The 12306-nt window shown below is 35.1% G+C and carries 12 protein-coding genes; 6 read left to right on the top strand and 6 right to left on the bottom strand.

All coding sequences use genetic code 11. The features are described from left to right. Window positions 1-16: 16 nt before the first annotated feature. Window positions 17-856, top strand: coding sequence for an aldo/keto reductase (locus DJ93_RS10800; protein ID WP_042980785.1), 840 nt, complete (start codon window positions 17-19; stop codon window positions 854-856). 67 nt (window positions 857-923) lie between these two features. Here DJ93_RS10800 and DJ93_RS30425 read toward each other — a convergent pair. Further along, window positions 924-2278, bottom strand: a protein-coding gene (locus DJ93_RS30425; RefSeq protein WP_085959128.1) for an IS3 family transposase whose coding sequence is annotated in 2 segments (ribosomal slippage) — window positions 924-1825 and window positions 1825-2278 — 1356 coding nt in all. Because the reading frame shifts where the segments join, the coding sequence is not laid out codon by codon here. Window positions 2279-2431: 153 nt separating this feature from the next. On the opposite strand from DJ93_RS30425, the gene DJ93_RS10785 reads away from it, so the two are divergent. After that, window positions 2432-3349, top strand: a complete 918-nt coding sequence (locus DJ93_RS10785) for a thioester domain-containing protein (RefSeq protein ID WP_042980784.1) — start codon at window positions 2432-2434, stop codon at window positions 3347-3349. Between the two features lie 233 nt (window positions 3350-3582). On the opposite strand, the gene DJ93_RS10780 is transcribed toward DJ93_RS10785, so the two are convergent. Beyond that, window positions 3583-4221, bottom strand: a complete 639-nt coding sequence (locus DJ93_RS10780) for an NAD(P)-dependent oxidoreductase (protein ID WP_042980783.1) — start codon at window positions 4219-4221, stop codon at window positions 3583-3585. A 313-nt stretch (window positions 4222-4534) separates the two neighbouring features. Between DJ93_RS10780 and DJ93_RS10775 the strand changes: the two genes are divergently transcribed. The 3 genes from DJ93_RS10775 (at window position 4535) to DJ93_RS10765 (ending at window position 9012) form a co-directional block, all read left to right on the top strand. Then, window positions 4535-5962, top strand: coding sequence for an alanine/glycine:cation symporter family protein (locus DJ93_RS10775; RefSeq protein WP_042980780.1), 1428 nt, complete (start codon window positions 4535-4537; stop codon window positions 5960-5962). Between the two features lie 325 nt (window positions 5963-6287). Beyond that, entirely contained in the window at window positions 6288-7469 is a 1182-nt protein-coding gene (locus DJ93_RS10770) for a NupC/NupG family nucleoside CNT transporter (protein WP_042980779.1), read from the top strand. A 361-nt stretch (window positions 7470-7830) separates the two neighbouring features. Further along, on the top strand, window positions 7831-9012 hold the full coding sequence (locus DJ93_RS10765; RefSeq protein WP_042980778.1) for a NupC/NupG family nucleoside CNT transporter: 1182 nt from the start codon (window positions 7831-7833) through the stop codon (window positions 9010-9012). A gap of 43 nt (window positions 9013-9055) precedes the next feature. On the opposite strand, the gene DJ93_RS10760 is transcribed toward DJ93_RS10765, so the two are convergent. From DJ93_RS10760 to DJ93_RS10750, 3 genes are all read right to left on the bottom strand, one after another. After that, the gene (locus DJ93_RS10760; protein WP_042980776.1) at window positions 9056-10228 is read right to left on the bottom strand and encodes a DUF418 domain-containing protein; all 1173 of its coding nucleotides are present in this window, start codon (window positions 10226-10228) and stop codon (window positions 9056-9058) included. 174 nt (window positions 10229-10402) lie between these two features. Further along, a complete protein-coding gene (locus tag DJ93_RS10755; RefSeq protein WP_016112449.1) occupies window positions 10403-10909 on the bottom strand; it encodes a ferritin in 507 nt (168 codons plus the stop codon). 54 nt (window positions 10910-10963) lie between these two features. Beyond that, window positions 10964-11287 carry a MazG nucleotide pyrophosphohydrolase domain-containing protein gene (locus DJ93_RS10750; RefSeq protein WP_042980775.1) on the bottom strand — a complete coding sequence of 108 codons (324 nt, stop codon included), beginning with the start codon at window positions 11285-11287 and terminating at the stop codon, window positions 10964-10966. 73 nt (window positions 11288-11360) lie between these two features. Between DJ93_RS10750 and DJ93_RS10745 the strand changes: the two genes are divergently transcribed. After that, entirely contained in the window at window positions 11361-11939 is a 579-nt protein-coding gene (locus tag DJ93_RS10745; protein WP_042980773.1) for an LOG family protein, read from the top strand. 164 nt (window positions 11940-12103) lie between these two features. On the opposite strand, the gene DJ93_RS10740 is transcribed toward DJ93_RS10745, so the two are convergent. Continuing rightward, on the bottom strand, window positions 12104-12301 hold the full coding sequence (locus tag DJ93_RS10740; RefSeq protein ID WP_042980771.1) for a hypothetical protein: 198 nt from the start codon (window positions 12299-12301) through the stop codon (window positions 12104-12106). Between the last annotated feature and the right edge of the window lie 5 nt (window positions 12302-12306).

Genomic DNA, 12306 nt, shown 5'->3' with positions numbered 1-12306 from the left:
AGGAGAGATAAATATAATGAAAAATTTACAAAGTACAACAACATTGCATAATGGTGTAGAAATGCCTTGGTTCGGTTTAGGTGTATTTAAAGTAGAAGACGGACCAGAACTTGTAGAGGCTGTAAAGGCGGCGATTAAAGCCGGATACCGTAGTATCGATACAGCTGCGATTTATGGAAACGAAAAAGCAGTTGGAGAGGGAATTCGTGCAGGGATAAAAGAAGCAGGGATTTCTCGAGAAGATTTATTTATTACTTCAAAAGTGTGGAATGCAGATCAAGGGTATGAAACGACAATTGCTGCGTATGAAGAAAGTTTAAAAAAATTAGAGCTAGACTATTTAGATTTATATCTTGTTCATTGGCCTGTAGAAGGGAAATATAAAGATACGTGGAGAGCGTTAGAAACGCTTTATAAAGAAGATCGTGTACGTGCAATTGGTGTAAGTAACTTCCAGATCCATCATCTGAAAGACGTACTGGAAGATGCAGAGATTAAGCCGATGATTAACCAAGTGGAATATCACCCTCGTTTAACGCAAAAAGAATTACAAGCTTTCTGTAAAGAGCAAGGTATTCAAATGGAAGCATGGTCACCACTTATGCAAGGTCAACTATTAGACAATGAAGTTTTACAAGAGATTGCTGATAAACACGGTAAAACAACAGCTCAAGTTATTTTACGTTGGGATCTTCAAAATGAAGTTGTAACAATTCCAAAATCAACAAAAGAACACCGCATTATTGCGAATGCAAATATTTTTAATTTTGAGCTAACAAAAGAGGATATGGAACGAATTGATGCATTAAATGAAAATCATCGCGTCGGTCCAGATCCAGATAACTTTGATTTCTAATAGAAAGAAGCAAAAAAGAGTGCAAAACATTTGAAGTGACCCCTAAAAGTTAGACACGGTTATTTCATTAGGCAGCTTGATAAAAGTGAGTCCGGTATTGTACCGGGCTCATTTTTAATTTTGCCTTAATCCGTTTCGTATTATAATAATCTATATATTTTTCTAATTCTATTTTAAAGTGCTCTACATTTTCAAATTCTTTTATGTAGAGGAACTCCGACTTCATAATCCCAAAGAAATTTTCTATTACTGCGTTGTCGTAACAGTTGCCTTTTCGAGACATACTCTGGACGATAGCTCTTGATTCAAGAGTACGGACGTACTGTCTCATTTGATAATGCCATCCTTGATCCGAATGCATCAGTAGCTGGTGGGTTTCAGGTAAACGTTCCAATGCTTTCTCTAACATGTCTGAAACAAGCGAATACGTCGGTCTAGAACCAATTGTATAGGTAATAATTTCACCATTATACAAATCTAATACAGGTGATACATACAGTTTTTCTCCAAACAATTTAAACTCTGTGATGTCTGTTACCCACTTTTGATTCGGTGCATCTGTATGAAAATTACGCTCTAAAATATTCGGTGCAATTCTACCGACTTTTCCTTTATAGGATTTATATTTCTTCATACGCACAACACACTTTAACCCAAGCTCTTTCATAATACGCTGAACCTTCTTGTGGTTCACTTTCTGGCCACGATTCGTTAATTCATCACGAATGCGACGGTAACCATAACGACCTTCATTTTCCTCATAAATCGCTTTAATCTCAGCTTTCAAATCGGCATCTACATCTGGACGATTCATTTTCTTTACTAAATCATAATACGTGCTTCGAGGAATAGTAGCTAGCTCCACGAGTGCCTTCACCGAATATTTATGCCTTAATTCATAGACTACTTGCGCTTTGTCTTGTTTTGTGATTTTTCCTTGTTTTGAACTAAGGCATTTAACTTTTTTAAGTACTCATTTTCCATCTCAAGCTGTTTAATGCGTGCTTCAAGTGCTTCGACTGACCCTTCAGCTAAAGGTTGTTTTAATTGTTTATTTGAATCTTTTTTCATGGATGGACGCCCCTTTTTCTTAGATTGAAGGGCATCAATTCCTTGTGTTTCGAGCTGTTTTTTCCAAACAGAAATCGTTGAAGGGGCAGGAATATTAAAGATAGCTGCCGTCTCAAATAAGGACATACCGTTTTCAATCATAAAGTTTAGTACGTCTAGTTTAAATTGTTGTGTGTAATTTGTACATCGTTTTAGAAAAGCTTCCAGACCATTCTGTTTATATTGGTTTACCCAATTCAAAATGATTGTGTCACTTATACCGAGCGATCTACCCATTTCTCGATAACTTTCATTTCCGTTCAAATAACGTAGAACGATTTGTATTTTTTCATCAGCTGTAAATTTAGCCATAGAAAAACTGCACCTCCAATTGTTAGACTGTGTCTAACAATTGGGGTGCAGTTCACATTTTGCGCTCTTTTTTTATTTTGCATATGCATAAAAAATCTTTCTAACTAAATAATAAACAGTAGTAAATTTGTTATTTTATAAGGGGTTGTAAACATGAATATAAAACGATCGTTCAAGATAATGGCCGCTGTTTTGAGTGTTTTATTTGTATTTGCGAACTTATTATTCCCACTTCAAAAAGCGTCCGCAGAAGTTATGGATCACACGAAGTATCAAATGGATTGGAGTTATAGTAAGTCAAAGAAGAAACCAATTCGAACAGAGCTTATTAAAACCGCAGATGGCAAAATTGCTTTTTGCTTAAATGTAGATTTGAAATCTCCAAGCGGTCAAGACTTACCTGAAATGGGGAAAGTCGATATTAATGTTTACCGTGTATTATTAAATGGATATCCACAGAAGAGCCCGCAAGAATTAGGTGTTTCTGATTGGAGAGATGCACATTACGCAACGCAACTTGCTGTTTGGAATGCGTTAAAACAAATTGATATTAATGATTTAGAATTTCGTAATAAAAATGTAGAAAAAGTAACGAAAGATATTGTTGCAAAAGCAAATAGTAGTGAAGAATTGCAAGAAATTACGATGAGTGTAACGCCTTCAGAAGAACAAGAAGCTGTATTAAAAGATGAGTTCTTTGAAACTGGTTTATACACAGTACAAACAAATGCAAAAAGTGGAACATATAAAGTGCAAGCAACTGGTGCCCCAGAGGGCGTGAAATTTGTAAATGAAAAAGGTGAAACAAAAACAGAATTTAATGTAGAAGAGAAGTTCCGTATTTTAATTCCGAAACAGACGCCATCGGGTGGATTTAGCTTTAAAGTATCAGGAAATTTAACGAAATTACAAGGAATTGCACATAAAGGAACACCAACAATTCAAAATGCGGTTGTATTATTGGAGCGCAGTGAAGAGAAAACAAGTCCAGAATTAGCGGTAAGTTGGAAAAAGTCTGAAGGACCACATAAACCAAATCAGCCACATAAACCAAACCAAGATAAAAGGTAATGAAAAGCATTGGCATTTGCCAATGCTTTTTTGACTCTGCTGAAGAAGTATTACTTTCTTACGGTAGAGAAATAGTAAATGGAAAAATATCCTTATGGAAATAAGAAAGTAACGGAAGTACCGTTAGAAGTGATTTATGGAGAGAAGAAATTTCTTTTAAAATCATTTTAAATGAGTTAGAACAAGTATAGAAAAAAAGCTCGTAAACATTATGTTTACGAGCTTTTTTTCTATTATTCAGCTTCTGAAACAACTGTGAAGCGTTCGTTTACGTGTTTTGGATTTTCAATTTCATCAAGTGTGGCTACAGCGAAGTCTTCGTAACTTACATAGCTATCACCTTTTGAGTTAACAAGAAGATTATCTTTACCTGCTTTGTAAGAACCAGTACGCTTTCCTAATGCGAATAATGCAGAAGGGCTGATGAACGTCCAAGTGATATCGTTTGTTTGTTGTAAAATTTCTAAGTTTTTACCTTGGTTTTGAGCAGTTGCAAGGTATTCATTTGGGAAACCTGGTGTTTCAAATACACGTGTTGTTTTTGCTTCGTCTACAAATAAACTTCCAGCGCCTCCAACAACAAGTAATTTTGTGCTCGGTGCATCTTTCATTGCTTCAATTAGTACGTTTCCTGCATCTACGTGAAGATGTTCTTTACCGGCTGGAGCGCCGAATGCGTTTACAACTACATCAAATTCTTGAAGGTCATTAGATGTAAGGGCGAATACATCTTTCTCTAAAACTTTTACATTATCTTCTGTAATTTTTGCAGCGTTTCTGACGATTGCAGTTACTTCATGTCCGCGATCTAATGCTTCTTTTAAAATGCGACTTCCTGCTTTTCCATTTGCTCCAATAATTCCGATTTTCATAAGGAATCCCTCCAATTTTTGTTAAAAGTGTATATCTGAAAATGAATGAATGTCTTGTAATTAGGTTTGTTACAACCTGATGTAACAATTATAGTTACAGGATTGTGTTTTTGTCAATGACTTTGTTTATAAAATTATGTATTGTTTTATTATGTGCGTTTCTAGAAATAACAAGTCATATTTCTTAACAAGTAACACAACTGTGTTACAAAACCTAACATTTGGAAGCAATAACCTGTCGAAAAATGTTGATTTTTGAATATTTTTTAAATATAATTCAATTTATGAGGAAAAAAGGGAGGGGACTAACAGTATGAATATTTTAGAACAGTTCGTTTCATCAACGAATACGATTCTTTGGTCATATATTCTTATCGCAATGTTAATAGGCTTAGGGCTTTATTTTTCTATTAAATTGAAATTCGTACAAATTACCCATCTAGGCGAAATGGTACGATTAATGAGTGATGGATTAACTGGAAAGACACGTAAAAAGGGTAGCGTATCTTCTTTCCAAGCTTTCTGTATGAGTTCAGCAGCCCGCATTGGGATTGGGAACTTAGCTGGTGTAGCGTTAGCGATTTCTATGGGAGGACCTGGCGCAGTATTTTGGATGTGGGTAATTGCAATTATCGGAGCATCTTCAAGCTTTGTAGAGAGTACACTTGCACAGATTTATAAAATAAAAGATGGCAGTGGCTTCCGTGGTGGTCCTGCTTATTATATGGAAAAAGGTCTAAATAAACGTTGGATGGGAATTTGGTTTTCTATTCTAATCACAATTAGTTACGGTTTAATTTTCAACTCAGTACAGGCAAATACAGTTACGCTAGCATTTAAAAATGCTTTCGGTTTAGAGCGTTACGTTGTAGGGATTGTATTAGCTGTATTAGTCGCGATTATTATTTTTGGCGGTGTTAAAAGTATTGCACGTATGTCAGAAATGATTGTTCCACCAATGGCAATTCTTTATATTGCAGTAGCTGTTTTCGTTGTTATTAAAAACTTCTATTTACTACCAGATGTTTTCACAGAAATCTTTAAAGGGGCATTCGGTTTAGATTCAGCTGTAGGTGGCGGTATCGGAGCTGCAATGAAGTTTGGTATTCAGCGTGGATTATTTGCGAATGAAGCAGGTATGGGTAGTGCACCAAATGCGGCTGCGACAGCAGATGTAACGCATCCAGCGAAACAAGGATTTATTCAAACAATTGGAGTTTTAGTAGATACATTTTTAGTATGTACATCAACAGCATTTATCGTATTATGTTCTGGTGCATATAAGGCAACAAACTTAGAAGGAATTGAATTAACACAAAATGCATTAAGTTCGCAAATTGGCCCATGGGCAAGTAGCTTCTTAGCGATTATTATTTTCTTATTTGCATTTAGTTCACTTCTAGGAAACTATTATTATGGTGAAACGAATATTGAATTCATTAAACAAAGTAAAACTTGGTTAACAATCTATCGTATTGCGGTAATTGGAATGGTACTATTCGGTTCTGTTGCGACGCTTCAAGTCGTATGGAATATGGCAGACTTATTTATGGGTCTAATGGTAATCACAAATTTAATTGCGATTACACTTCTTGGGCGATTTGCATACGCTGCATTAACAGACTATGTGAAACAAAAGAAACAAGGAAAAGATCCAGTCTTCAGTGCAGATTCTATTCCAGGTTTAACAAATACAGAATGCTGGGACAAGTCAGTGTCAGAAAAAGAAAAAGCTGTATAATGAAATGTGAAACGAGCATCAAGTTGACCTTGATGCTCGTTTTTTGTTGGAGATAAATTAGGTGGAATGAGGTAAAAGACGAACATTAACTTGAGTTTGATAAGAAAATGTAATTTTTTTTAGAAATATGAAGATGTAAAACAGAATTTATGTTAGAATGGATAATGGCTTCGGAGATAAGAGTTTTGACGAATTATATCTATTGTTTATGTATTTTGAGTGATGAATGGAAAGTTCGGATTATTCCTTGTTTTACGTAGTCAGACGTTCAACGTTAAAAAACTTTAGGAAACGTTGAAGAAGGTTTAAATGGAGGATTTTATATATGAAGTTTGTTATGTTTCTTGTAGGATTACTTGTTGTATTCATACTCGGTTTTCTTATAAGTGCGGATCGAAAGAAAATTAAGTATAAACCAATCTTGGTTATGCTTGTTATTCAGTTGGCATTATCATATTTCTTATTAAATACGCAAGTTGGTTATATTTTAGTAAAGGGAATTTCAGATGGATTTGGAGCACTTCTTACATATGCGGAATCTGGAATCGTTTTCGTATTCGGTGGTCTTGTTAATAAAGGGGAAGTTTCATTCTTCTTAACGGCGTTATTACCAATTGTGTTCTTTGCCGTATTGATTGGAATTCTACAACACTTTAAAATTTTACCGATATTTATTCGTTCAGTTGGTACCCTGTTAAGTAAAGTAAATGGTTTAGGAAAGCTAGAATCATATAATGCGGTAGCAGCTGCAATTGTTGGACAAGCAGAAGTATTTATTACAGTAAAAGATCAATTAAGCAAAATCCCGAAACATCGTTTATATACATTATGTGCATCTTCTATGTCGACAGTATCGATGTCGATTGTTGGATCATATATGAAAATGATTGAACCGAAATATGTTGTGACGGCGCTTGTATTAAACTTATTTAGTGGTTTCATTATCATTCATATTATTAATCCGTACGACATTACGGAAGAAGAAGATACACTGCAGTTAGAAAATAAGAAAAAGCAATCATTCTTTGAGATGCTGAGCGAATATATTATGCTTGGTTTCACAATTGCGATTACAGTAGCAGCGATGTTACTTGGTTTCGTAGCATTAATTACAGCAATCAATAGCTTATTCGATTCTATTTTCGGAATCACATTCCAAGCTATTTTAGGATATATCTTCTCACCACTTGCATTTGTAATGGGTATTCCGCAATCAGAAATGGTAACTGCGGGACAAATTATGGCAACGAAATTGGTATCAAACGAATTTGTTGCGATGCTTGACCTTGGAAAAGTTGGTGGAGAATTATCGGCTCGTACAGTTGGTATTCTTTCAGTATTCCTTGTATCATTTGCGAACTTCTCATCTATCGGAATTATCGCAGGTGCAACGAAAGGGATCGATGAAAACCAATCAAATGTCGTTTCATCATTCGGATTACGACTTGTATATGGTGCAACATTAGTAAGTATATTATCAGCGATTATCGTTGGTGTTATGTTATAGAATTGATAAAGTGGTCTTGGTTATTATCCCGAGGCCATCTGTTTTATTCTGAGTGAATATTTACATGTAAACTCCAATTTTTTCGAGGAATAAATTTACATATGAATTAATTGAAGAATTATGTTGCATTTCAATTAGATAACGCTTACAATTTGGTTTGTAGGTGGTATCAATTTCAGACTTTAAATACGGTAGGGAAGAAGAAACTACCTGTTATAAATTGCAATTTATGCAAACGCTTACTGATTTTAGATTACAGTTTAAAGCAAATAGTATTTTTGGGGCTCTTATTTTTTAACATCAATGGTCAGACGTCATTCGTTATACGACCGATAACTCATGGGAAGTGGAGGATTCACATATGAAGCTGGTAATGTTTTTAGTTGGTTTACTTGTAGTATTTGTACTAGGTTTCCTTGTAAGTTCAGATCGTAAGAAAATTAAGTATAAACCAATTGCAATTATGCTTGTTATTCAATTAGCACTCGCTTATTTCTTACTAAATACAAAGGTCGGGTATGTGTTAGTAAAAGGTGTTGCAGATGGATTCGGTGCAATTTTGAAATATGCGGAAGCAGGGGTTAATTTCGTATTTGGTGGTCTAGCAAATGATGGACAAGCACCATTCTTCTTAACAGTATTATTACCAATTATTTTCTTAGCAGTATTAATTGGTATTTTACAACATATTAAAATTTTACCGATTATCATTCGTGCAGTCGGTTTCGTATTAAGTAAAATAAATGGTCTAGGGAAATTAGAATCATACAATGCAGTAGCAGCGGCAATTGTCGGTCAAGGTGAAGTATTTATTACAGTAAAAGATCAATTAAGCAAATTACCAAAAAATCGTTTATACACACTATGTGCATCTTCAATGTCAACAGTATCGATGTCAATCGTCGGTTCTTATATGAAAATGATTGATCCGAAATATGTAGTAACAGCACTTGTACTAAACTTATTTAGCGGATTCATTATCGTTCATATTATTAATCCATATGACGTGAAAGAAGAAGACGATATTTTAGAATTACAAGAAGACAAGAAGCAAACATTCTTTGAAATGTTAGGCGAATACATTATGTTAGGTTTCTCTATTGCTGTAACAGTAGCGGCAATGTTAATCGGTTTCGTAGCATTAATTACAGCAATTAACGGTGTATTTGATTCTATTTTCGGAGTTACATTCCAAAGCATTTTAGGATACATCTTCTCACCATTAGCATTTGTAATGGGTATTCCAACATCAGAGATGCTAACGGCAGGACAAATTATGGCAACGAAATTAGTAACGAACGAATTTGTTGCGATGCTTGATTTAGGAAAAGTAGCTGGTGATTTATCAGCTCGTACAGTAGGTATTTTATCAATCTTCCTTGTATCATTTGCGAACTTCTCATCTATTGGAATTATCGCAGGTGCAACGAAGAGTATCGATGGAAAACAAGCAAACGTTGTATCTTCTTTCGGATTAAAACTTGTATACGGTGCAACGTTAGTAAGTATATTATCAGCGGTTATCGTTGGTGTTATGTTATAAGAATAAGAAAAGCAATGAGCGCGTGAGCTCATTGCTTTTTTGTTTAGCTTGCTTTATCCAAATTTCTTTTAAATCGTGGTTTCTCCAAATAAGTTCCCAGTCTCCACACATATTCAACAGGTCCCATCCGATATTTCCGCAGCCAGTAGGTACTAGCAAATAGTTGAATCGTATAAATCCCTATTGTTAAAAGGATGCCGAAGAAGTAGCCGATTTTACCGAATAGGCCAAACCCGTACGCATAAAAAATGGTTGTCGCGATAATGGATTGTGCTAAGTAATTACTAACCGACATTTTTCCCATATTAGCCATGTATGTTAGTAGACGTGATGCTTTTTTATAATGGAATAATAAGATAATGGAGCTTCCGTAAAAGAAGGTCATGCTTACTGGTACGACACTGTCTTTTAACATAGTGAGAAATGGCTGATTTGTGAGCAATTCTAAGCCTTTTATTGAAAAAGAAAAGATACCACTTATAAGCCAAGTCTTTTTGAAGGCAGATATGTGCTTATCTATTTCAAATAGCCATCCTTTTTTTCCGATATACATTCCTAATAAGAAAAGAGGGGTCATCAAAATAATGACTAAAAGGGTTAAGGAAAATGTACCAACAAATCCAGTAATACCCATATATTCGAAAGGATTTTCAGTCAGACGGAACTGAACATGCCCTATATAACTTCCATTTTCATGAACCTGTTGCTCCTTTGCGATATATGGTGCGAAATCTTCATACATATTCGTAGTTGATCCAGTAGGGTAAGATATGAGTATGATTAGTGCGAGCAGGATAGAGGCCCAAATAAGTAATGTTTTCGGTTTTCGATTTATAAACATCATTAAGAAAATCCCTACAATTCCGTATGCGAATAAAATATCTCCGTCCCAAATAAAAACACCATGAATGTACCCTAGAATTAACAAAATAATAATACGTCTTATATAAGTGGGGAAGAAGGATCTTCCTTTAGCTGTAATACTTTTTTGTAACAAAATAATGCTAAGACCAAATAAAAAAGAGAATAGGGAAATGAAGTTATGCGTGCCGAAAAATTGAATAAACCAGTTAGCACCTTCATCAAGTTTTCCAAATAAATAAGTTGGTTTTTCACTACCGAACATTCCGTATTGAAATATAGTCATATTAACGAGCAAAATACCGAATAAGGCGAAACCACGAATTGCATCGACTGCTTCTACACGTTGGTTCATTTTTTCTCTCCTCGCATCTTATTGTCTTTTCACTGAAAAGCATACCATTATTCAAGCTAGTCCTATGTATGATTGATCAAGATTTAAGCTAATTTTAATGACATGTTAAGGTAAGGAGATTAAGAAGGGAAATAAAAAATCACCTTAACAAATTCATTAAGGTGATCAAAAATATTATTCAGCTGGAGGCGTAAATGTACGTTTCTCTAATTCGGCATCTAGCATAAATAATGCGTTCGAATCGCTTGTAATGCGTTTTAATTTTTGAATGATACTATCGAAAGAAGCTTCTTCTTCAACTTGTTCGTCAACGAACCATTTTAAAAATGTAATTGTCGCATGTTCGCGCTCATCCCATGCAATATCAGATAAGTTGTAAATGCGTTTCGTTACTTCACGCTCATGCTCAAGTGCGATTTCAAAAGCACTTAATACAGATTCGTATTCGTTGTTTGGATTTTCGAATCCAGTGATAATTGCACGTTCACCGCGATCATTAATGTAATTGTAAAGCTTCATTGCGTGGAAACGCTCTTCTTCTGCTTGTACCAGGAAGAAGTTAGCGAATCCATCGTAGCTTTCTGCTGTGCAGTAAGCGGCCATCGCCATGTAAACGTGAGCAGAGTAAAACTCAAAGTTCATTTGGTCATTAAGTGCATCATGTAATTTTGTAGATAACATAAAATCCTCCTTTGAATTATGACAAGTCTATCATATCATAATTGATAAATATTCTCATTTGATTGTTTCGAATCGTTTGGAAATTTTTTCTACGTGCGCGTTCATTATGTCTTGTAAATCTAAATCGTATTTTTGCGAAAGAACAATGAGATTCGCAAGCACATCTCCGAGCTCTTCTTTTAATTCAAGCTTCAATTCTTCTTGTCCCTTTGTTTGTTCATCTGGGCGATCACGACCGATTTCAATAGCACGCACAACGCGTGAAACTTCTCCAACTTCTTCTGTTAAGAAATTTAAGCGAATAAAGGAATTATACTGTGACCAGCTCCGCTTTTCGTAAAATTCCTCAACCCATCTTTGAAATGCAACAATATCCATTTCTTTCTCATCCCTTCAATATGTTGTACAATATTAATTGTATCATAACAATATATAGTTTTGGGGTGTGGGGATGAGAAAGGTTTGTGTGTTTGCAGGTTCCAACTTAGGAGAAAGATCTGAATTTAAAGAGCAAGCGATTCAGCTTGGCAAAGTGCTTGTTAAAAACAATTGTGAGCTTGTATACGGTGGTTCATGCGTTGGACTAATGGGTGAAGTAGCAAACGAAGTTCTTCGTTTAGGTGGACGTGTGACGGGTGTTATGCCGCGTGGTTTATTCCGTGGAGAAATCGTTCATACAGGGTTAACAGAGTTAATTGAAGTTGAGACAATGCATGAACGTAAAGCGAAAATGGGAGAGCTCGCAGATGCATTTATTGCACTGCCGGGCGGATATGGAACATTTGAAGAGCTATTTGAAGTGGTATGTTGGTCACAAATTGGTATACATGATAAGCCAGTTGGTCTATTAAATATTAAAGACTTCTATGGACCAATTTTACAGATGGTCGACCGTGCAGCAGAAGAAGGCTTTATGAATCCATCTAATAAAGAATTAATTGTTTCAGCAAAGACTGCCGAGGAATTAGTTAATAAAATGAAAAACTATAAGCGTCCTATTATGGGGAATAAGTGGAAGCAGTTACCATAATACAAACATATTGATAATTGATTATAAAACACATGTCATTTTTATATAAAAAATGGTATGTATATATATGGATAATCATGACAACATTATTGAAATGTTGCAAATGATTAGTCCAGTTTAGGTGAGTGGAGGAAAAAACAGAATACAGAAAAAGGCATTCTATATTATTTTGGAATGCCTTTTTCTGTATTCGTATTACGTTTTTTTAATAGGTACCAGCCGCCCCAACCGCCGGCGATTGCTATAATGATGAGGAAAGGGTAGCGATTTACGCTTATATGTATATTGAAAATATTGGCTATAAGTAAAGTAATCCCAACAGTTATTAATGCGAAACATGCTCTAATTAAGTAGTCTTTCAACTGAA

This window comes from Bacillus clarus (genome assembly GCF_000746925.1).
Taxonomy (GTDB): domain Bacteria; phylum Bacillota; class Bacilli; order Bacillales; family Bacillaceae_G; genus Bacillus_A; species Bacillus_A clarus.
This window is presented reverse-complemented; position numbering and strand designations above follow the sequence as displayed.